This is a genomic window from Anaerolineales bacterium (assembly GCA_030583885.1).
Lineage (GTDB): Bacteria > Chloroflexota > Anaerolineae > Anaerolineales > Villigracilaceae > Villigracilis.
This window is the reverse complement of record CP129480.1, coordinates 2676942-2698589: the sequence shown is the minus strand read 5'-3', so window position 1 is coordinate 2698589 and position 21648 is coordinate 2676942. Positions and strand designations below refer to the sequence as shown.

The window sequence follows — 21648 nt, the reverse complement described above, 5'->3', positions numbered from 1 at the left end:
TTAAACTTGGACAAACGGAGATTAACAGAGATATATGAATTTGAGGAATTTGTTTGTTGATTTTCCATTTTCGCATCCGGCTACTATCCCTGATTTGGAGATCAGTGGCATTGCCATAGACAGCCGCGCGGTGGAGTCTGGCTGTCTATTTGTTGCCATGCGCGGCGGTTCCGCCGACGGCCATGGTTTCATCCAAAAGGCGATTGACAATGGGGCAACTGCGGTTGTGGGGGATAGGGATTTGACAGGATTCTCCGTCCCGTATATTCGACTTGAAAATTCGCGTCATGCCCTGACCTGGCTGGCTGCGGCTTTCCAGCATTGGCCTGCGCGCAGGCTGACAGTGATCGGCGTAACCGGTACCGACGGAAAAACCACGACCAGTAATTTGATCTACAGGGTCCTTCTTGCGGCAGGCATTAAAGCGGGACTGATCTCGACCGTCAATGCAGTGATCGGCGATGAAGTCTTGGACACAGGCTTCCATGTCACCACGCCCGATGCGCACGATGTTCAGCACTATCTCGCCAGAATGGTGGAAGCCGGATTGACCCATGTTGTGTTGGAAACCACCTCGCATGGCTGGTCACAACATCGGGTGGATGCCTGCGAGTTCGACATCGGCGTGGTGACAAATATCACGCACGAACACATGGATGAGCATGGCGGGTACGAAAATTACCGTGCCGCAAAAGCGAGACTTTTCACCAGTCTCGAATGGACAAGGGAAAAGCCGCAGGGGAATCCACGACTGGGAGTCATTAACCGTGACGACGCGAAGTCGTTCGCTTTCCTGAATGACCATATCAAAGGAAACAGGACCAACTACGGGCTGGGAGAAGAGGCGGAGGTCCGCGGAGTGGATATCCATTACAGCTCATCGGGAATCCAATTCAAGGCGATGTCGAAAGATTTTCGCGTAGTCATTTCGAGCAATTTAGTAGGTTCGTACAACGTCTCGAACTGCCTTGCGGCGTTGGCGGCGACTGTCCATGGCTTGGGAATAGACCCGCAGGTGGCGGCGCAGGGAATCGCGTTGATGGAAGGCATCCCCGGGCGGATGGAGCGCATCGACATGGGGCAAAATTTTACTGCCATTGTGGATTTTGCCCACACGCCAAATGCGCTGAAATCCGCGCTGGAGGCGGGGCGGACGATGACGAATGCACGCGTGATCTCGGTGTTTGGCTCAGCGGGGCTGCGGGACAAGGAAAAGCGGCGCATGATGGCGGAGACGTCGGCGGAGTTGGCAGATTTGACGGTGTTGACCGCCGAAGACCCGCGCACCGAGTCGCTGGATGGGATTTTGGAGGAGATGGCGGCGGGCGCAAGGGCGAAGGGCGGGCGCGAGGGCGAGACGTTCTGGCGCGTGGCGGACCGCGGCGAGGCGATCAAGTTTGCCTTGCGGCTGGCGCGTGAAGGCGATTTTGTGTTGTCGTGCGGGAAGGGACACGAGCAGTCCATGTGTTTTGGGAAGACCGAATACCTGTGGGATGACCGCACGGCAATGCGCGCCGCGCTGGCGGAGTTTTTGGGCGTGGATGGTCCGCCGATGCCCTATTTACCATCGCAGGATAAGACCGAAGAGGAGTGGCTAAAGGGATGATCCATTATTTACATCGCGAACAGGTCATCCCTGCGTCAGTAGAGGCCGTGTGGGCGTTCTTCTGTGACCCGCGTAACTTAAATACCATCACCCCGCCCGATATGAACTTTGAAATCATAACAGGCGGCGGTGTGAAAATGTACGAAGGGCAGGTCATCGAATACCGCGTGGAGTTCGTTCGCGGCGTCCGCTCGCTGTGGCTGACCGGGATCACGCATGTGCGCGAGAACGAGTATTTTGTGGATGAACAGCGCGTCGGTCCATACCGATTTTGGTATCACGAGCATGTTTTCGAGCCTGTTGCGGATGGCGTGAAAATGACCGACCGTGTGGCCTATATCCTGCCGTTTGGCGTGTTGGGGGATATTGTCCATGCGGCATGGGTGGGGAGGCGGTTGAAGTCCATTTTCGATTTTCGGCACGGAAAGATCGCAGAAATTTTCGGGAGTTCTCAATGAGCGATTGGATTAAACCTGTCACCTTGCAGGGAAAATTCGTCCGCCTGGAGCCGTTGAGCGAAGAGCACATCCCCGGGTTGACGGAGATCGGCGCGGGGCAGAATTTCTGGCATTTCATGCTGTATGGCGATATCAAGACCGAAGCCGATATGCGGAACTGGGTGCTGGATATCCTGGAGCGCGGCAAAAAGGGAACGGATCTTCCTTTTGTTGCGCTTCACCTTGAGTCTGGGCGCGTGGCGGGCGCAACCCGCTACTTAAACATCATGCCCAGGGACCGCGGACTTGAGATTGGCGGGACCTGGTACGGATTGGATTTTCAGCGCACGGCCGCCAATACAGAGTGCAAGTATCTACTGTTGAAGCACGCGTTCGAAGAATTAAAGTGCATCCGCGTGCAGTTGAAGACGGACTCGCTCAATGAACGTTCGCAGAGAGCCATTGAACGCATCGGTGCGAAGAGGGAAGGCGTGCTGCGCAATCACATGATCCTGCCCGATGGGAGGTTTCGGCATTCAGTATTCTATGCAATTGTAGATTCGGAGTGGGATGGGGTGAAGAAGAACCTGGAGGGTATGTTGGGGAAATAAGACAGATAAACGTTTCATTAAGGCTCTATCCAAACGATAAACGAAAGCTCGCTGTCCTCCGCCTTTGCCGTCACTTCCCAGCACCCTTCGGTGGGGAAGAACAGACCGGAGGATTGAAAACGGGTCGGATAGCAACAGGGGATGTGGGCATCAAGCGCAGGCGCGTGACCATTCAGACGGCGACCTGCGATCGCCAACTCGGCGCCTTCTGGGCGGAACCAGCCTACTTTTACACCGTCTGCCCGCACATGTTGATATTCTTCGTCCATTGTCCATGCGGCGGAAGCCCAGATGGACTGGTCGTCATTGACGAAATAATACCCGGGCTCGGGCAGTCCTGGGACAGCGGCATCCTCCGGCGGTGTGGACCAGACGGACTTGGTAACTGGGCAGGTGTCAGCCGCCGCGTTTTCGGCCGGTGTTGTTCCTGTACATGCAGCCAATGCGATCACTAGAAGTAATATCAACGAGTGGTTGCGCATGCTCATCTCCTTTTTTACTTCTCGTACAATACCGTGGCCTCGCCTTCGAGCACGATGACGTTGTCATGATTGGTGCAGGTGGTTGAAATTGTGGCGATGGGCTTGCTCGCATGAAGGGACTTGACTTCGATGGTTGCTGTGATGGCCTCGCCGGGGTAGACGGGGGCTTTGAAATTCAAGGTTTGGCTGAGATACACCGTGCCGGGACCGGGCAGATCGTTGGCGAGGGCGGCGGAGATCAACCCCGCGGCGATCATACCGTGTGCGATGCGCCGTCCGAAGCGGGTGCCTGCGGCATAGGCATCGTCGAGATGCACGGGGTTGGCGTCACCTGTTAACGCCGCGAAGCTGCGGATCATTTCGTCCGTGATGATTTGGGTGCGGGCGGCTTTGTCGCCGATGGTGAGAGTGGGCATGGGAAACTCCTTATCAAAATGAGGGGTTGTTTCGCGCGTCCTGCAATGACATTCGTCCGTTTCCTATTTTACCTGCAACAGATCCCATTTGTTCCCATACAGATCCCTGAATACCGCGACGGTCCCATAGGTTTCCGTTCGTGGTTCCTCGATGAAGTCCACACCGCGCGATCTTATTTCGTTGTAATCGACCCAGAAATTATCCGTGTGCAGGAATAGGAAGACGCGCCCGCCTGTTTGATTCCCGATGAATTCATCCTGTTGCGGTGTGGCGGCTTTGGCAAGCAAGAGGGACGTTCCATCCGTCCCGTGCGGACGGACGAGTACCCAGCGTTTTCCTTCTTCCTGGGGAATATCTTCCAGAATGTCAAAGAGCAGTTTCTCTGCAAAAAAGGCGATGGCTTCGTCATACTCGCGGACGAGATAGGTCACATGGGCAATGAGTTGTTTCATACTGGAAATGCCTTTCGTAACAGGATCACGGTTGAGGCCGGAGGGGAAGCGTTGCGCGGACCCGGGTCATGTGGTGGAGGGCAGTCAAGCCAAAGACGCTGGTCAGGCCGATGAGCAGGCCTCCGATCCAGATGGAACGGGGCGAGACGGCGTCGTTCAGGAAGCCGCCGATGAGCGGGGCGAGCGTGCGCGCCAACCCCCAGCCGATCCAGTACATGCTCATGTACCTGCCGCGCAGGTTCGCGGGAGCGATGTCCGCCACATATTTGCTGGCGACGGGCACCAGCGCAAGTTCGCCAAAGGTCAGGATGACCATGCTCAGCCAGAAGCCCCAAAAGCCGGTCATCAGGGCCACGCTGCCCGCGCCAAACGCGTAGATCAGCATGCCGACGGCAACGACGGGAAGGGTTTTGTGTTTGCGCGCGATGTTCGTGACCGCATATTGAATGAATACACACATCAACGCGTTGGTGGTCGGAATCCAGCCGTACATCGATTCGGGCACGCCGAAATTCGTCTTTGCATATACGGGCATCAGGATCCACAGCAGCGAAGGGGCGATTAGACCGAGACTCATCAGGGAGACGAATGCCATGTAGGCTTTGTCTTTGAAGACGCGCAGATAGCCGTCTTGACGCGGTGCTTCGGACTCCGCCCCTGCCTGCCCGGTGGACAAATGGTCTTTCGTTGCGCCGACGGTTTTCTCCAGCGTCTCGCGCGCAAGGAAGACCATCAGCAGGCTGTAGATGATGAAACCCGCCGATGCGCCGTAGAACGCCAGGTTGTAGGATGTGGAGGCGAGAAAACCACCCACGGCTGGGCCGAGGCCGAACGCTGCATTATTGGCGATACGGTTGATGGCATAGGCGTCCGTGCGCTGTTCGGAGGGGATGATGTCCGCCAGCATGGCGTCTGCCCCCACCTGATAGAGCGGGTTGGACAAGCCGATCAGCATCATCAGGACCACGAAATGAGGATAGGTCTCCGCGCGCATGAGAAGGAAATAGGCGATGCCGTTCGTTGCGAGGCTAAAAACCATCACCGCTTTGCGCCCGATGCGGTCCGCCAGTGTGCCGGCCAGGAAGGATGCGAACAGCCCCGTGCCTGCGTTGATGGAGATGAGCGCGGCAACCGTGCTGAGAGGCATGTTCAGTTTGCCGCTGGCGTAGATGAGCATGAAGGGCCAGATCATACTGCCGCCCGCCGTGCTGACAACGATCCCCGCGATCATCAGCCAGTATTGTTTTGGGTATTGGCGAGAGAGTCGTTTGAGTTTGAAGAGCATGGAGAGGCTGAGTTTAACATAAAAAGCGGACGAAGATGACTTCGTCCGCTTTTTATTAGAAGTGGGATCTAGGCGACTGCGCCTTCGACATTTCCTGCCGGGGCGTTACGCGTCATCCAGAAGGCGAGCGCAAATCCTGTAACGTACATCCAGATGGCATACAGGCCCGGGACGACCGCCATCTCATTATTATTGAGGATGGTCATTGCGACCGTGATGGCGACGGTGGAGTTTTGAATACCCGTTTCAATTGCAATTGTCGCGGTTTGCACGCGGTTGATGCCCGCCAGCCGCGCGGCGAGGAATCCAACCGCCAATGCGGCGAGGTTTAGCACGATGAAGGCTGGCGCAAAGCGCGGTCCGTCATTGACGATCACATCCCAGTTTTGGATGATAAGCGCGAGGATGACCAGGAACAGGAAGACGGTGGCGAAGATGCGGGTGAAGCGCTTGCTGTTTTCGGAAAATTCGGTCTTCCAGCTGCGGATGCCCATGCCGATCAGCACGGGGACGACGGTCAGTGCGGCGACCTGAATCATCGTGTCTGCAACGGGGAAGACAATGTCCAAGGTGCCGCCGCCAAACATGGGATAGGCAATGCCGAGCAGGAGCGGGATGGTCAGCCAGGCAAGCATATTGGAGATGGCGGTCAATGTTATGGAGAGCGCGCGGTCCCCGTCCGCGGCATGGACGATCAGGTTGGAGGTCGCTCCGCCGGGTGAGGCTGCCAGCAGCACGATGCTGATGGCGTAAACGGCGGGTAGGGCGAAGATTCCCGCCACAGCAAAGCCGAGCAATGGGAGCAGGATCAGCTGGCAGAGTAGTCCGACCGTCACCTGTTTGGGCTGTGTCAATACGCGCTTGAAGTCTGCGAAGGTGAGCGTCATGCCCAGGGTTACCATGATGATAATGATTGCCAATGGCAGGACTACACTTGAAAGTACACTCTCTTGCATGGTTGGTCTCCTATGGTTGGATTTTGGGGAGGGACTTGCATGCCCCGTTACCCAGTAAAACCCCGAATTGGAGATTAAGTGTCGGAAATATAAGAGTGAAAAATGACGGCCGCTTCCATGTGGAAGCGGCCGTCATTTTTCAGAGTTTCCTAACTCTCGGTAATGTCCACGAATCGCAATTTGGGATGTTTCTCGGAGTAGTATTTTAGTAAAAAGGGAGTCTGGAAAATGATCGCCCACGCATTGCGCGAGTCGCGCGCGAGGATGGCGTCGCCGCGATTCGGCAGAGCTTCGATGTCCTTGTCCTCGCCGATGATCCAGCGCAGAAGGATGTGGGGCAGCCGTTCCAATTCGATTGTTGCATTGTACTCACTCTGCAGGCGCGCCTGCACCACATCGAATTGTAATTGACCGACGACGGCAAGGATCGGCTCGCGTTTGAAGGCATTGATATTGTAGAGGACCTGAACAGCACCTTCGCTTTCCAATTGCAGGAGGCCCTTTGTGAGCTGTTTTTGTTTGCCTACGTCGAGATTTCGCAGAAGGGCAAAGTGTTCCGGTTGAAAACGCGGGATCGGTGCAAAGCGAACTGGTTTTCCAGAGCTGAGCGTGTCGCCGATTGCAAAACTTCCATTGTTTGGCAGTCCGAGTACGTCGCCGGGGTAGGCTTCATCGATGATCTCTCGCTCGTTGGCAAATGCTTTGTACGGACGCATCAGCTTGAGCATCCTGCCGCTCTGCGCGTGGAGCAGGTCCATGCCGCGCTCGAATTTGCCGGAGCAGATGCGCAGGAAGGCCACGCTGTCGCGATGTTTCGGGTTCATGTTCGCCTGGATCTTGAAGATGAAGCCGGAAAATTGTTCGTCTTCCGGTGAAATTGCGCCAATGTCACTGGGATAAGGCTGGGGCGGCGGGGCATGCTGGATGAAAGAATCCAAAAACATGTGCACGCCGAAATTGGTCAACGCGCTGCCGAAGAAGACAGGCGTTTGTTTTTCTTTCAATACACTTTCTTGGTCGAAGGTTGCGCCCGCTCCATCCAGTAACTGGATGCTGTCCTCCAGGTGTTGATATTTCTCCTGCGTCAGAATCTTGTTTTTTACCAAATCCTCCATGCGGACAAATACTTCCGGGGCGATGCGTTCGTTGCGCATCGTGCGTTCGAAGAGATACACGCCTTCTTCGGCGAGGTCATACACGCCGAGGAATTGCGGACCGTCGCCAAGAGGCCAGTTCATCGGGACAGGTTCCATGCCCAGCACTTTGCGGATCTCGTCCAGCAGGTCCAATGGGTCGCGGGCGGGACGGTCCATTTTATTGATGAAGGTAAAGATGGGAATGCCGCGTTTGCGGCAGACTTCAAAGAGTTTCAAGGTCTGTGGTTCGATGCCCTTGGCGGCATCGATGACCATGACGGCGCTGTCCACAGCGGAGAGGGTGCGGTAGGTATCTTCAGAGAAGTCCTGATGCCCGGGCGTATCGAGCAGGTTGATGGTATAACCGCGATATGGGAATTGCAACACCGTGGACGTGATGGAGATCCCGCGTTCACGCTCCATTTCCATCCAGTCTGATGTGGTGGCGAGCTGATTTCTGCGTGCGCGGACGTTGCCCGCCAGTTCGATGGCATTTCCGTACAACAGTAATTTTTCGGTCAGCGTGGTCTTGCCGGCGTCCGGATGCGAGATGACCGCAAACGTGCGGCGGGCGGCAATGGCACTCTTGATGGATAGGGATTCAGCGGTTGTTTCGTTAAGCATGGTTCTCCAATAAACCGGAAAGCCGATTTTAGCATGAATATTTCTGACGGGCGAAAAAACTTCCGAAGTCTCTTGACCTCGGAAGTCTGTTTTGACTATCTACGGTTACGGTCACCGCCGCCGCTGCGTCCACGGTCACCGCCGCGATTACCGCCTCGGTCATTGCCACTGCGTGAGCCGCCTCGTCCGCCACCGCCGCCTCGTGAGCCGCCCTTGTCCTTCTCGCGGGCCTCCTCGGCAGACCAGCCTTCGAGCACAGCCTGGCGCGACAGGCGGATCTTGCCCTGCGGGTCGATATCCGTGACCATGACGGTCAATTCGTCGCCTAGCACACACACATCTTCCACGCTGTTCACGCGCTCGCTGTCGAGTTGCGAGATGTGTACGAGACCGTCAATGCCGGGCATGATGTTCACGAATGCGCCGAAGGCTTCAATCCGGACAACCTTGCCGGTGTAGATATTGCCGATCACTGCGCTCTCGCTAAGACCCTCGATGCGTTCCTGGGCGATCTTTGCGCCTTCTGCGCTCGTGGACGCAATATACACGGTACCGTCTTCTTCGATGTCGATTCGCACGCCGGTTTCTTCCTGCAAGGCGCGGATGTTCTTCCCGCCCGGTCCGATCAATGCGCCGATCTTATCGATTGGAATCTTTACGGTGATAATGCGCGGCGCGTGCGGTTTCAACTCCGCGCGCGGTTCAGCCAGCACGGCCAGCATCTTTTCCATAATGGACATGCGTGCGGTGCGCGCCTGTTCCAGAGCTTCCTTCATCATTTCCGCGCTCAAGCTGCTGATCTTGATGTCCATTTGCAGGGCTGTGATCCCCTGCGCAGTACCGGCCACTTTGAAATCCATGTCGCCGAGATGGTCTTCGGTTCCCTGGATGTCGGTCAGGATTTTGTAACGACCCTTCTCATCCGTGATCAAGCCCATGGCCACACCGGAGACGGGAGCCTTGATCGGCACGCCCGCATCCATGAGCGCCAGGGTCGAACCGCAGACCGATCCCATCGAGGTTGAGCCATTGGAGGACAATGCTTCAGACACAACGCGGATCGCATAGGGGAAGGATTCCTCGGCAGGAAGCACTGGTTCCAATGCGCGTTCTGCCAGCGCCCCGTGACCGATCTCGCGCCTGCTCTGTCCACGAAGAGGCTTTGCCTCGCCTGTGGAGAACGGTGGGAAGTTGTAGTGGTGCATATAGCGCTTGCTCTTGACGGGGGAAAGGTTGTCCAGCGCCTGCGCTTCGCCCAACGTCGCAAGGGTGGTGAAGGATAGGATCTGGGTTTCGCCTCGGGTGAAGAGGCCTGTCCCATGGGCGCGGGGGGACACGCCTACATCGCACCATATCGGGCGGATGTCGGCCGGCCCGCGCCCGTCGGGGCGTTTACCCATGCCGAGAATCCGCTCACGGACGACAGCCTGTTCGGCGAGTTCAAAGGATTCTCGGAAGGAGGCAATTGTCAGGTAGTCTGAGGCATTCCCTCCCTCGGGGACGGTGCAAAGTTCCGCTTCGGCTGCTTCCTTGATGGACGTCATGCCCGTATAAAATTCCACTTTGGAAAGCGGTTTGTCGAGCAGTTCGTTCATCGGCCCGCCGACCCGGTCGAACACTTTTTTCTTTACGTCTTCGCTCGGCAGGTAGAGTGTCACTTCGCGCTTGGGTTTGCCGATCTCCGCGGCGATTTGCAGTTGCAGGTCGATCAGCGGTTGGATGGACGCATGTCCCAGATCCAATGCCTGTGCCATCACGTCTTCAGGGATTTCGTTTGCGCCGCATTCCACCATGAGGATGCCGTCTTTTGTACCGGCAAGTCTCAGGTCAAGATCAGATGCCTCGATTTCTTCGAAAGTCGGGTTGATCACAAACTCGCCGTTCACACGTCCGATGCGCACTGCCCCAACGGGTCCGCCCCAGGGGATATCCGAAATCATGACTGCGGCGGAAGCGGCGTTAATCGCCAGGACATCCAGCGGGTTCACGCCGTCGGACGAGAACGAGTACATGATGACCTGCACTTCATTGCGCATCCCGTCCTGAAAGAGCGGGCGCAGCGGTCGGTCCGTCAAACGGGAAGTGAGAATGGACTCGGTTGATGCACGTCCTTCACGCCGGAAGAACGAGCCGGGGATCTTCCCGCCCGCATACAACCTCTCTTCGTAATCCACGGAAAGAGGGAAGAAATCGATGCCTTCGCGCACGCCGCCCATGGTGGCGGATGCGAACACGATGGCATCGTCGATGCCGAGGGTCAACGCGCCGCCAGCCTGGCCGGCGAGTCTGCCGGTCTCGATGGTGACCGTTTTATTACCCACAACGGTTGAAAACTTTTTACCTTCGAAATTCATTTTTTATCTCCTATGGTTGGAGTCGAGGAGTTCGTGTGCCCGAGAGGGCATGCTCCCGCTTTGACAACGGCCGGGCGTTGCACTCCATTAAACTCCCGCCTTGGGTCAGGGACTGAAGAGTGGGAACAACCTCGTTGTTCGCGCTGTTCAATTCCTGACTGCGGGTTTAGACAAGGCAGGGACACAGCCTCGCTGTGTCCCTGTGGTTCGACGTGCTATTTATTTGCGGCGGAGCTGCAGACGATCGGTGATGTTAATGTAGCTCTGGTAGTTGCTTTGGCGCAAGTACGCGAGCAAACGGCGGCGCTGACCGACCAGCTTAAGCAAACCGCGGCGGCAGGATTGATCCTGCTTGTTATTTCGCAAGTGCTCGGTGAGTTGAGTTATGCGGTTGGTCAGGATGGCGATTTGCACTTCGGGCGAACCGGTATCCTTCTCATGGCGATGAAAATCCTCGATCGCCTTTGTCTTGACCTCTTTTGCGAGCGGCATGACGTATGCTTCCTTTCTGTAAATTTATTGCAGGTCTCCGTGCCCACAGCATACACCGTAGGGCAGGACCAGTCACGGGACGGAATTATACCAGAGAAATCTACCCCAAACAGGCGCGAATTTCCCGCTCATGCGCCTCGAAATGCCTCTTAATATACCGAAACAACCGCTCCACGCTGATTTCCCCCGCCAGATCGGATACATAATCTTTGGGATACGTCACCGACGTGGACAAATCCTCCTCCCGCACCCGCCTCAATCTGGACTGTGCGACTGCGTGCGCCTTCCCGTAGGCCTTTCGCAAACCCTGACGGCTGATTCGACGCTTGCGACTGCCGAACCACGCATTAAGCCGATTGAACATCCGCGACGGAAAGTAGCGCATAGCCAATTTATAGAGTCCCCGCGCATGGAGCGTCATCCAGACCTCGAATGCCAGCGCCCGCGGACCAAGTGTGATGTGAAACAGAATATCGCCCACCGTCCATGCAGGGTTGCTGGAGGGGAGCGAATAATCGGGTTCGGGAACCAGCTCCACTAAAGAGAGGAAGCGTTCGTATGCCTCATCCAATTCCTGTTCAAGTTCCTGTTTGATCGTCATCGTTGCATGTCCTTGAAAATGCTTCTTGCAATTCGATTTTTCGTGTGATACACTGTGGCATATTCTAAACCGAAAGGAGGTATTTCTCATGGCGATTGTAATGTCCAATAACTTGTTTGTATGCGTACCTCCTTGCGGTCTGGATTGGTAGTTCCGATTCTGTGAACCGTTGCCGCAGGTGCGCTGCCCTGCGGCATTTTTCGTTAAACAGACCCTAAAGGTTTTCCGCCCGGCATGATGCGTTTGCAGGATTAAAGAAACCTTTAGGGTCTCCTTATAAAATTCAGGAGAAATTTACACATGCCCTCTGTCATTTCGACCTCGAAACTGGCAAAACATTACGAGGTCCCCGAGCGGGAGGCGGGTTTGAAAGCCGCCGCGATGGGATTGATCAAACGCCGCTACAAACTCGTCAAGGCGGTGGACGAAATTTCATTCGACATTCAGCCCGGCGAAGTGGTCGGCTTTCTCGGTCCCAACGGTGCGGGCAAGACCACCACGCTAAAAATGCTCAGCGGACTGCTATACCCGGCATCGGGGAATGTCTCTGTGCTTGGGTATGAACCGTTCAAGCGTTCGCACGATTTCCTGCGCCAGATCACGCTGGTGATGGGCAACCGCAACCAACTTTCATGGGATCTGCCTGCGCTGGATTCCTTCGACCTGCAGCGCGCGATCTACAGCATCCCGATGGATGAATTCAAACGCTCCCGCGATGAATTCATTGACTTGCTGGATTTGAAAGAACTGGTGCAAAAACCTGTCCGCAACCTGTCTTTGGGCGAGCGCATGAAGATGGAGATTGTCGGCGCATTGCTTCACAAGCCGAAGGTTCTCTTCCTCGATGAGCCGACACTGGGCTTGGACGTCACCATGCAGAAGCGCATCCGTATGTTTGTGGCGGAGTACAACAAACGCTACGGCGCGACGGTGCTGTTGACCAGTCATTACATGGCGGATGTGGAAGCCCTATGCAGGCGCGTCATCGTCATTCACCACGGCAAACTTTTGTTCGATGGCGATCTCTCGAAGCTCGTTGAAAAATTCTCCGCGTTCAAGACCATCGGTTTCACGGTGGACGGCGCTTCCGTGGACTGGAGTCAGTTCGGGGACGTGGTTGCAGTGGACGGGTCCCGTGTGATGCTGCGCGTCCCGAAGGAAAACACCTCGGCGGTCACGTCCCGCCTGTTGAACGATCTCGCCGTCGAAGACCTGACCGTCGAAGCCGCGCCCATCGAAGATGTGATCGAGTCGGTCTTCTCGGTCGGCAGGGAGGCGGTGGAATGAAGCGTTATTTCGATTACTACCGCTCGGCGATGAAACTTTCCGTGTTGGAGCAGTGGCAGTATCCCGTCGCCAACTATTTTTATATGGTCGGCATGATCGCCGAGCCGGTGATTTACCTGGTGGTCTGGTCGGCGGTTGCAAATCAGCAGGGCGGCATGGTGGGCGGATATACACCCGGCGCGTTTGCCGCCTATTACATCGTTTGGACGCTCGTGCGCAACATGAACATCACCTTCACACCCTACGGCTGGGAGCACCGCATCCGCAACGGCAGGCTTTCGACCAGCCTGATGCGCCCGATCCACCCGCTCAATTGGGATATTGCCTATTTCATGGGCTGGAAGGTCGTGGTGATTTTTCTGTGGCTTCCGCTCGCGTTCGGGCTTTCGCTGGTCTTCAAACCCGAATTGAATCCCACCCTGCTCGAAGGCGTGGTGTTCTTCTTTGCGATCTGGCTGGCGTTCCTCGTGCGCACCTTGATGCTCTTCCTGCTCGGCATGGTGACGTTCTGGACGACCCGCGTCAGCGCGCTCTTCGAGTTGTTCTTTGCCGCCGAGTTGATCCTTTCGGGACGGCTGGTCCCGCTCGCCCTCATGCCCGTCTGGGTGCAGGAACTGGCGTGGTTCTTCCCCTTCCGCTGGACGTTTGGTTTCCCCATCGAAGCGTTGATCGGTCAGATGTCCACCGGCGACTTGTTCATCGGCTTGGGGATGCAACTGGTGTGGATTCTCTTCGGTGTCCTCGTCGTGAATATTGTTTGGAAGTTTGCCGTCCGCAGGTTCTCGGCGGTGGGAGGTTGACATGCACGGACTTCGACTCGCATTCAATTACCTGCGCATCGGCATCCTGAACGAATTTCAATACCGCGCCAACCTGTACATTCAAATCCTGCAAACCTTCATCGCACTTGGCACGGGTCTGATCGGCTTGAACCTTGTCTTCAGCCAGACCAGCCAGCTGGGTGGCTGGGACCGAACCGAATTGTTGGCGGTGATGGGCGTGTTCATCCTGATGGGCGGTATTATCCGCGCCGCCATCCAGCCGAACATGCAGAGGCTGATGGAGGAGATACAGGAGGGCATGCTCGACTACGCCCTGACCAAACCCGCCGACGCGCAACTGCTCATCAGCGTGCGCGAGTTCCGCCTCTGGCAGTTGGTGGACGTTGTCACAGGCTTGATCGTGCTGGGGGTGGCGCTCGCACAACTGAACTGGAGCATCGGCGTATGGGCGGTGCTGGGATTCTTCTCCGCGCTGGTGATGGGCGCGGTGCTGATCTACTGCTTCTGGCTGATGATCACCTCCACCGCGTTTTGGTTCATTCGCGTGGATGAGATCGCGAATCTCTTCGAAGGTCTTTACGCGGCGGGACGCTGGCCCGTGGGCATTTACCCGAATTGGCTGAGGTTCGCGCTGACCTTTCTGATCCCCGTCGCGTTCGCGGTCACCGTCCCCGCCGAAGCGTTGACAGGTCGCCTCAACTTCCAGACCTGGCTTGGCGCGCTCGCGCTGACGGTTGCCCTCTTTATTGCTTCGCGTGCCCTTTTGAAATTCGGCTTGCGGAGTTATTCGGGGGCATCGGCGTAAAGAAAACGTCCCGAAGGTTCAAAACCCTTCGGGACGTTTTTATACCTCCACCTGAATCGCACTCCCTGACTCGTACCGCCTCAACCCCGACCTGAAAATGGTCACTGCCAGCCCGAGGAAGATCAGCGCCCCGGCGGATATCTGGGACAGGCTCTGCCATGTGAATGACCGCACGAACTCGGCAGGGACTGTCCCGATCAACGCCGCAGGGATAATGGTCAGCAATACGAATTTGGTTGTCGTGTTAAACAACACGCTGGGATACAGCGAAAACGTCAGCACCGCGCTCAACGCGATCTGGCTCAACGCCACTGTGTTCCCCAGCCAAAAGGACAGGCTCTGAATGATGGTGAGAAAGGAAACGAAAATACACACGCCTGTAAAAACGGCAAGCACGAACCGCAAAACACCGTCAGGGTTGAGATAGCCGGAAAGGATAAAACTGCCGAGCCCATAGAGGATGTCTCCCATGCCGCTGCCAATGCTCCGCGATGCCAGCACGTGTAACAGAACAGGCTTCGGCAGGGACAGGTAGTAATCGAGCCGTCCCTGCGTGATGACTTCCGCCAGCGTGGTGAAATGACCGAAGAAATACGCGCCAACCCCCCAGGCGGTGGCGGCGATCCCATACAGCAGCAGCATGTCGCGCAGTCCCCAACCCCGTACTTCGTTGAATTTGTCGAAGAACAAGACCCAGAACATGAAGTATGCGCCGTTGTTCACCATCATGAAGATGACCTGTGTCAGAAATGCGGCACGGAACTCCATGGCGGCTTGCAGGTTGGCTTTCCACAGGGCGAAGAGGAATTTGAGATTTTTCATTGTGCTTTATGGAAATAAAGTTATCTGAAAATATCTGAGGATTTCTCCATTTTGCTGCCACTCTATGACGGAGAAATCACCGTTGAGTACTCGTAAGTTATCGTCATACTCCCCATCATTGTCTGTGTCAATGGAAAATAAAAAGATATTCCCACCTACATCATCCCCGCCATATTTTCCTTCTAGTTGTTTTACCTGCCCATTTAGGCTAATGGCGGCTTTAAATGTGCCATCTGCTTTGAAGACCCAAACGTTTTCTACTAGAATTTGGTCTTTGGTTTCGTTGTACCCCTTATTTAATTCGACCTTTTCCGATGCGTATACTTGTGTAGACGAAAAATATCTCTCGGCGCATGCCAGTGATGCCAATATTAGGAAGAGGACTGGCCACATTATTTGATGCTTGTTTGATTTCATCTAACCGCCGTTCACCGTCAACATCCGCTCGCTCCTGCGGTAGGCAAACGACAGGAGCAAGACCAGCGCGAGCACCCACATCCACTGCGCGGACAGCATCTGCCAGAACAAATCTACTTCGGGTTTCACGAAGAGGCGAGCAGGGGCATACATCATGTAGGGGAAGGGGAGCAGGCGCGCGAATCCCTGCAGCCATTCGGGGAACATATCCAGCGGCAGGAGCATCCCGCCGAGGATGAAGACCATTTTCTGGTAGATCAACTCGAACGAGTTGGTTTCTTCCACCACAAAGGCGGCCAGTCCGATCAACGCCATCATGCAGAAATGCAGGATCCATGCGCCGATCAGCGTCACGAGCGCCATCGCCCATCCCAGCAAGGTCGGCGGCGGACCCGCCAACAGCCAGGCGACCAGCAGTCCTACGCCGATGTTCATCGCCACGCGCATGAGACTGTCACCCAGGCCGAAGGAGAAGTGATACAGCAGGAAGTTGTACGGCTTGTTCAGTATGTATGCCACTTCGCCATTCTTAACCTGTTCGGAGATGATGCGGTTGGTGCGCGGTCTGCCCAGTTCGATGGTTTCCGCCATCATCAAATACCAGATCATATTGGCAAAGGTCAGCCCGTTGATGGATTCGGTCCCGACGATGCGGAAGGTCGTTCCCCACAACCCGGCGAAGATGAACAGGAAGATTCCGATGCTGATGGAACGTCCGAGGAAATCGCCGGGGTAGGCAATGTTGTTGATGACCTGCATGGTCAGGATGGCAAGATACTTTTGCATGGCCATAAATTCAAAACTGTTTGAATCTCCTCAGCATGCTGCCTGTTTCCTTGAATAGAAAATCACGGATGGCAGGCTCTTTTGCCTCCAAAAGGAAGAGGTAAAAGCTGCGCAGGAAGTTCCTTGTATTGAAGAATGCGTTATTTTGGGTTTCGTCTGTAAAGGAACCTTTCCATGTAGGCATAAGGATGGAGTCAAGCCATTCTTTGTAGGATGATTCGTCCAACAGATTTCTTTTGACGGCCCCTGCAACGGCCTGCATGAGACGGTCATCCTCCCCATGTCGATAGGCCCAGTCGGTTGATTCGGTTATTTTCCATGCAATTGCATAAAGGATTTGTTCCAGTTGTGCGGGCTCGGTGTGACGATTGCTGGCGAGTGTATAAAGCAGGTCTGCCGTATGGGCAAGGGCATGCGCCCAGCCTTTTCCATCTACGTATCCGCGCGGGTCGCGTTCGCCTTTCAGATATGCCAGACATTTGATCAAAACGTCATCGATTTCCTCTTTTTTCAACACGAGAACTTTGTTGTCATGATGAACAGTTTCTGCAAGTAGCAGGACCGAAAAGGAGCGCAGGAAGACCGTATCTGTATCCCGTTCGCCAAGCGTATGCCCAAAATTGGCTGTCAGGCGGGAGATACAAATGCGCATCAGCTCAGCAGGGATTTTTTCCTGCTCGAGCCAATTTGCATAGGTTTCGTAGCCAATGACATCGCGTAGTTCCGGGTCGGTGCTTGCGATGAGTGATAGTAATTCGTCGACCAGGTCCTCGATGGAATACCCGTCGGGGACGGCGAACTGATTTTCACGGATGCCGAGCCAGAATTTTTTGTCCATTGCTCCTCATTTTATGATGCGGTTGCCCGATAGATTTTTGCAATGACCTCTTCCAGAGGCGGGTCGGAGATGGTGATATCCACCAGGTCGCCGGCGGAGGAGAGATGCGTCATCACGTTGTCCACCGGGGTTTGGTTCGTGTCGAATTTCAACTTCACGCCGTAGCGCCCGATCTTCAAAATCTCAACTCCATCCAGGTGAAAATTCAGCGGCACTTCCTGTGCGTAGCGGACTTCGACCAGTTTGCTGGTCAGATGTTTGCGCTTCAGTGTGGAGACCTTGTCTTCGTAGACGATCTGCCCGTGGTTGACGATGATGACCCGCTTGCACAATGCTTCGAGGTCGCCCGCATCATGGGACGTGAGCAATACGCCGACCCCCTCCTCCTGATTCATCCTGCGGATCGCGTCACGGATGTGTTGTTTTGCGACCACGTCCAGGCCGATGGACGGCTCATCGAGCAGGATCAACTTCGGACGGTGGAGAAGCGAGGCGGCGACTTCGCAGCGCATCCGCTGTCCTAGTGAAAGTTTCCGCACGGGAGTCTCTAATAAATCCCGAATTTCAAAGGCTTCGGTCAGAAAATCAATGCGCGTTTTTGTTTCCCGGTCATCCAGTTCGTATATCTTTCCAAAGAGGGTGAACGTATCTATCGCGGGCAGGTGATACCAGAGTTGCGGGCGCTGACCAAAGACCGTGCCGATATGGAAGGCGAGTTTCTGCCGCTCCTTCCACGGGATATATCCCAGTACTTTTGCCTCGCCGTCGGTTGGGTGCAAAATACCCGTGAGCATCTTGATGGTGGTGGATTTGCCTGCACCGTTTGGGCCGATAAAGCCAAGCAGTTCTCCCGCCTCCATCTTGAACGAGATCCTGCGCACCGCTTCCACTTCGCTGTAATCGGGCTTGAACAATGCCCGCAAGGAGGCACCCAGCCCCGCGGCTTTGCGTTTTGTTTGGAAGATCTTTTGCAGGCGGGTTACTTCAATGGATGTCATGATATTGTAAATATTGCGGAAATGAAATTCATAGTATTATAGTGCCATGAGGTTATCCATGGATAGACTGAGGATTGTTCTGTTGCTGGCGTTTTTCCTGCAGGCCTGTTCGCTTAACGACCTTTTCCCGGCACCGGCAACCAATACGCCTCCCCCCACCAAAACGTCGCTCATAACATTCACGCCGGCCGACACGGCTACGTCTGCGAACACGCCTATTCCCACCGCATCGGCGACCATTGTCCGTTTCCCCACCCAGGACCCGAGTCTGCCGACGGCGACCTTCGAGCCGGTCCCCATTTTTATCGGGATGGACACCGCCACACCCTTCACATCGCTGTTGACGCCGCCTCGGGCTGGGCCGGGCTTCACCTCGATGTATATATCCGACGGAAAAATATACTGGGGGTCATGCACGCCCAACAGGACGAGGATCGTGACAGAGGTGGAAGATCCGCAGGATGTCATCAGCGTGGTGATCTTTGTGAGGGTGAGATCGGCGAAGAAGGATGATTTCACGCCCTGGACGACGGGTAATGTCATGTTCAACAATGGCGGCGGCAAATTCTCCTACACTCTCCGTGCGAATGAAACCGAAGGACACAATCATTATAAGGATTCCTGGATACAATTTCAGCTGGTGGCAACCGGTAAAAATGGGCAGGAGGTTGGCCGCACCCATATATTCGAGCAATCGATTGCGCTCGCACCCTGCCCATGCCTCACGCCTCTGACGGGCTGCCCATTCTCCACGCCAAAGCCATGAAAAAAATTTTTACATTTCTCGCGATTACTGTCTTGTCCGTTTCCTGTTCTCTTGGCGAGCTCATCGCGCCGCCGCTTGAGACGCCTCTGCCTTCGGTCACGCCTGCAAATACGGATACTCCCCTCCCCACTTCAACTCCTGTTACGCCGACGCTTACGTTTACATTTACGCCAACTTTAATGGGTTTGAAAACACCAACACCTGCGGATGAGATCACCTCCACGCCGGTGATCAGTGTCACACCTCTGGCGATGCTCACCCTGGATACCCTGACCCCAACCGCGCAAATGAAAGGCTTTTTCTCCGTGCTGGTTTCCCCCAACGAATTTTTCAAGGGCAGGAAGTGTGAACCTGCCTCAGCCAAATTCATTGTCCAGGTGGACAACCCTCTGGGCGTGGCCCACGTCCTGCTTTTTGTACGCTTCAAGAGTCTGACCGCGGAGCGTGCCGGCAAATGGACCAGCATCCCGATGGAGGCCATCGGCGCGGGGACCTATGCCCATGAGTTGTACTCGGACGAAATGCTGGAGGATGCTTATTTTCAAACCGCCTGGGTGCAGTATCAGATCGTATCCACGAATGCACGTGGGCGCGAGCTGGGGCGCACTGACATATTCAAGGAAAACCTGTCCATGCTCCAATGCGTGGCGACGGCGACCCCGGCGACATTAACTCCATAATGGATTTCCCTGCCGACCTCTTTCGCTTCCTCATAAAAGCGGAACGCGTCGCTGTCTTAACCGGGGCTGGGATCTCACAAGAGAGTGGACTGCGCACCTTTAGAGACACACAGGCCGGACTTTGGGCGCAGTACCGTCCTGAAGACCTCGCCTCTCCTGAAGCATTCGCCCGTGACTCAAAACTCGTCTGGGACTGGTATGCATGGAGGCGTGAAGCTGTCAAAGGCGTGCGCCCGAACCCTGGGCATTACGCGCTGGTGGAGATGGAAAAGAAAATCCCCGAATTTACGCTCATCACCCAAAATGTGGACGGATTGCATCGTTTTGCTGGCAGCAGGAACCTGCTGGAATTGCACGGGAATATCCAGCGCGTGCGTTGCGCGGAATGTGGAACTTACGCCGAAACTTGGGGCGACGATACTGAGTCGGTTCCCACTTGTACGGATTGCGGCGGATTGCTGCGCCCGGACGTGGTCTGGTTTGGCGAGCCGCTCCCGCGCGCGGAGTTGGAAGCCGCTGTCCATGCCGCGCGTTCGTGCCAGGTCTTCTTCTCGATCGGCACGTCGGGCGTCGTCCAGCCTGCCGCATCTCTGGCACATGCCGCTCGGAATAACGGCGCGGTTGTCGTGGAAATCAACGCCGAACCGACTCCGCTCACGCCCAAAGTGGATTTTGCCTTGCATGGAAAATCGGGCGTGATCCTGCCTCAACTTGTCAAGACAGTCTGGGGTGTTTGAACTCTTACTTTACTTCAGGCACTTGAATCTCGAACCAGGAGACCCAAGAGGGACTTTCGAGGGTTTCGTTCCGCGATCGAATTGACCATTTTTCATAAAGGCTAACCCTGCTTTATAAAAATTCTCAGGCTTTCCCTCAAGTTTGACAAAGTCAATTTTTTCGGCAAACTTTTTTAAGTCACTTCCAGTATCAGGAGGATGCCCGTGCATCCGACGATGAAGACCGTGCCAGGTCCGCCCGTCCCCATTGTGCCCGCTTTCGCCTTTTCCCGTCTTCTCTTGATACAGCTGTTAATCGACGGGCGATTTTTCCAATTAAGAATGCGTTCTGTCCTTGCCAGTGCATATTCTGTGTGTTGTTCTTTTCCAATAGAGTACCTGTGCAGCATCAGTCGCTAACGGCACAACGAAAGCCGAGGTCTGAATCATTCCACCAATCATACGGCATCGAAGTCCGGTACAGTAAGGTGACGTTAGATAAGTGTGAATTGCTTTGGCCGCGTATAACTTTATCTCCACCTTCATTTTTTTCTGGTCCCAAGGGATTGGCAGATGGTGAATTTTTGTAATAGTCATAGGCATACCAATCTGCCACCCATTCCGATACATTCGCATACATGTCCATCACTTCATAAGGGCTGGCATCAATTGGCGTGCTGCCAACTGCGGTGGTTGGACCTCTTTCCATAGGGGATAGCGACCAATTTCCCCAGCCCCAGGTCCAGGGATAGGTTCTTTCATTTGTGCCACGGGCGGCCTTTTCCCATTCGGCTTCAGTGGGTAACCGGCGTCCTGCCCAAGAACAATAACGATTCGCATCCAGCCAATAAATATCGGTGACGGGGTAATCGTCAAAATTCTGATCACCAAACTCGTAACTGTTCGCGTCGGGCGGATTACATCGTCCATCCGCCACACAAGCGCCATACATTTTATTGGTTACTTCGGTCCTATCCATCCAGAAGGCGTCCAGCGTTACTTTATGCGCGGGCATTTCATTGGCATAAGCATACGGGTTGTCTGTTCCCATTGTAAAATCACCCGCAGGGATGTAAACAAGAAGCATGCCATCTTTCCCAACCTTCGTTGTCGTGGCCGGTGCTGGCAGTCGGCAAGCCAGGCTTAACGCCAGAAAGACCAATAAATATTTAACGATCGATGACGGTTGCGCTTTCATACATCGTTCCTACCTCTAAAAGGACGAAATCTCATTTATACATCGTTGATGGCGTTGTTGTTTGCAGTATAAACGAGTATTGTGGAGGAGACAATAAGCC

24 protein-coding genes are annotated in these 21648 nt (G+C 55.0%); 8 read left to right on the top strand and 16 right to left on the bottom strand.

Annotated features, from left to right (window positions below):
• The first annotated feature begins 34 nt into the window (after positions 1-34).
• From QY332_13430 to QY332_13420, 3 genes are read left to right on the top strand one after another with little or no spacing between them, the layout of a single operon-like run.
• Entirely contained in the window at positions 35-1606 is a 1572-nt protein-coding gene (locus QY332_13430) for a UDP-N-acetylmuramoyl-L-alanyl-D-glutamate--2,6-diaminopimelate ligase (protein WKZ34616.1), read from the top strand.
• Positions 1603-2064 (top strand): SRPBCC family protein, encoded by a 462-nt coding sequence (locus QY332_13425; GenBank protein WKZ34615.1) that lies wholly within the window; start codon positions 1603-1605, stop codon positions 2062-2064. Before QY332_13430 ends, QY332_13425 begins: the two co-directional genes overlap by 4 nt.
• Positions 2061-2654: a GNAT family protein gene (locus QY332_13420; GenBank protein ID WKZ34614.1), complete on the top strand. Its 594-nt coding sequence runs from the start codon at positions 2061-2063 to the stop codon at positions 2652-2654. Before QY332_13425 ends, QY332_13420 begins: the two co-directional genes overlap by 4 nt.
• Before the next feature lie 17 nt (positions 2655-2671).
• Here the strand turns inward: QY332_13420 and QY332_13415 are convergent, their stop codons facing one another.
• The 9 genes from QY332_13415 to QY332_13375 all read right to left on the bottom strand — a co-directional run bounded on the left by QY332_13415 (position 2672) and on the right by QY332_13375 (position 11453).
• Positions 2672-3136: a hypothetical protein gene (locus tag QY332_13415; protein ID WKZ34613.1), complete on the bottom strand. Its 465-nt coding sequence runs from the start codon at positions 3134-3136 to the stop codon at positions 2672-2674.
• Between the two features lie 14 nt (positions 3137-3150).
• Positions 3151-3552: a MaoC family dehydratase gene (locus QY332_13410; GenBank protein WKZ34612.1), complete on the bottom strand. Its 402-nt coding sequence runs from the start codon at positions 3550-3552 to the stop codon at positions 3151-3153.
• 63 nt (positions 3553-3615) lie between these two features.
• Positions 3616-4005 carry a VOC family protein gene (locus QY332_13405; GenBank protein ID WKZ34611.1) on the bottom strand — a complete coding sequence of 130 codons (390 nt, stop codon included), beginning with the start codon at positions 4003-4005 and terminating at the stop codon, positions 3616-3618.
• 25 nt (positions 4006-4030) lie between these two features.
• Positions 4031-5290: an MFS transporter gene (locus QY332_13400; protein ID WKZ34610.1), complete on the bottom strand. Its 1260-nt coding sequence runs from the start codon at positions 5288-5290 to the stop codon at positions 4031-4033.
• Between the two features lie 68 nt (positions 5291-5358).
• A complete protein-coding gene (locus tag QY332_13395; protein ID WKZ34609.1) occupies positions 5359-6246 on the bottom strand; it encodes a bile acid:sodium symporter family protein in 888 nt (295 codons plus the stop codon).
• Positions 6247-6395: 149 nt separating this feature from the next.
• Entirely contained in the window at positions 6396-8006 is a 1611-nt protein-coding gene (locus QY332_13390; protein WKZ34608.1) for a peptide chain release factor 3, read from the bottom strand.
• 95 nt (positions 8007-8101) lie between these two features.
• Positions 8102-10360 carry a polyribonucleotide nucleotidyltransferase gene (locus tag QY332_13385; protein WKZ34607.1) on the bottom strand — a complete coding sequence of 753 codons (2259 nt, stop codon included), beginning with the start codon at positions 10358-10360 and terminating at the stop codon, positions 8102-8104.
• A 219-nt stretch (positions 10361-10579) separates the two neighbouring features.
• Positions 10580-10852 (bottom strand): 30S ribosomal protein S15, encoded by a 273-nt coding sequence (rpsO, locus tag QY332_13380; protein WKZ34606.1) that lies wholly within the window; start codon positions 10850-10852, stop codon positions 10580-10582.
• Between the two features lie 100 nt (positions 10853-10952).
• Positions 10953-11453, bottom strand: coding sequence for a DinB family protein (locus tag QY332_13375; GenBank protein WKZ34605.1), 501 nt, complete (start codon positions 11451-11453; stop codon positions 10953-10955).
• A gap of 300 nt (positions 11454-11753) precedes the next feature.
• Between QY332_13375 and QY332_13370 the strand changes: the two genes are divergently transcribed.
• The 3 genes from QY332_13370 to QY332_13360 are packed head-to-tail and all read left to right on the top strand — an operon-like array spanning position 11754 to position 14327.
• A complete protein-coding gene (locus QY332_13370; protein ID WKZ34604.1) occupies positions 11754-12740 on the top strand; it encodes an ATP-binding cassette domain-containing protein in 987 nt (328 codons plus the stop codon).
• Positions 12737-13540: an ABC-2 family transporter protein gene (locus QY332_13365; protein ID WKZ34603.1), complete on the top strand. Its 804-nt coding sequence runs from the start codon at positions 12737-12739 to the stop codon at positions 13538-13540. Before QY332_13370 ends, QY332_13365 begins: the two co-directional genes overlap by 4 nt.
• A gap of 1 nt (position 13541) precedes the next feature.
• Entirely contained in the window at positions 13542-14327 is a 786-nt protein-coding gene (locus QY332_13360) for an ABC-2 family transporter protein (protein WKZ34602.1), read from the top strand.
• 39 nt (positions 14328-14366) lie between these two features.
• Here the strand turns inward: QY332_13360 and QY332_13355 are convergent, their stop codons facing one another.
• Genes QY332_13355 through QY332_13330 form a run of 6 tightly spaced genes read right to left on the bottom strand, consistent with a single transcriptional unit; the run spans position 14367 to position 18752 of the window.
• On the bottom strand, positions 14367-15149 hold the full coding sequence (locus tag QY332_13355) for an ABC-2 family transporter protein (GenBank protein WKZ34601.1): 783 nt from the start codon (positions 15147-15149) through the stop codon (positions 14367-14369).
• 6 nt (positions 15150-15155) lie between these two features.
• Positions 15156-15566, bottom strand: coding sequence for a hypothetical protein (locus tag QY332_13350; GenBank protein ID WKZ34600.1), 411 nt, complete (start codon positions 15564-15566; stop codon positions 15156-15158).
• A complete protein-coding gene (locus QY332_13345) occupies positions 15567-16352 on the bottom strand; it encodes an ABC-2 family transporter protein (GenBank protein WKZ34599.1) in 786 nt (261 codons plus the stop codon).
• A gap of 10 nt (positions 16353-16362) precedes the next feature.
• Positions 16363-17190, bottom strand: coding sequence for a DUF2785 domain-containing protein (locus tag QY332_13340; GenBank protein WKZ34598.1), 828 nt, complete (start codon positions 17188-17190; stop codon positions 16363-16365).
• An 11-nt stretch (positions 17191-17201) separates the two neighbouring features.
• Complete coding sequence (locus QY332_13335) at positions 17202-18188, bottom strand: ATP-binding cassette domain-containing protein (protein WKZ34597.1); 987 nt, start codon at positions 18186-18188, stop codon at positions 17202-17204.
• Between the two features lie 36 nt (positions 18189-18224).
• Positions 18225-18752, bottom strand: a complete 528-nt coding sequence (locus QY332_13330) for a hypothetical protein (GenBank protein ID WKZ34596.1) — start codon at positions 18750-18752, stop codon at positions 18225-18227.
• A 198-nt stretch (positions 18753-18950) separates the two neighbouring features.
• Between QY332_13330 and QY332_13325 the strand changes: the two genes are divergently transcribed.
• Positions 18951-19634, top strand: coding sequence for a hypothetical protein (locus tag QY332_13325; GenBank protein ID WKZ34595.1), 684 nt, complete (start codon positions 18951-18953; stop codon positions 19632-19634).
• On the top strand, positions 19634-20371 hold the full coding sequence (locus QY332_13320) for an NAD-dependent deacylase (protein WKZ34594.1): 738 nt from the start codon (positions 19634-19636) through the stop codon (positions 20369-20371). The genes QY332_13325 and QY332_13320 overlap by 1 nt, the downstream gene beginning before the upstream one ends.
• Positions 20372-20759: 388 nt before the next feature.
• Here QY332_13320 and QY332_13315 read toward each other — a convergent pair whose 3' ends face one another.
• Positions 20760-21548 carry an SUMF1/EgtB/PvdO family nonheme iron enzyme gene (locus tag QY332_13315; protein WKZ34593.1) on the bottom strand — a complete coding sequence of 263 codons (789 nt, stop codon included), beginning with the start codon at positions 21546-21548 and terminating at the stop codon, positions 20760-20762.
• Between the last annotated feature and the right edge of the window lie 100 nt (positions 21549-21648).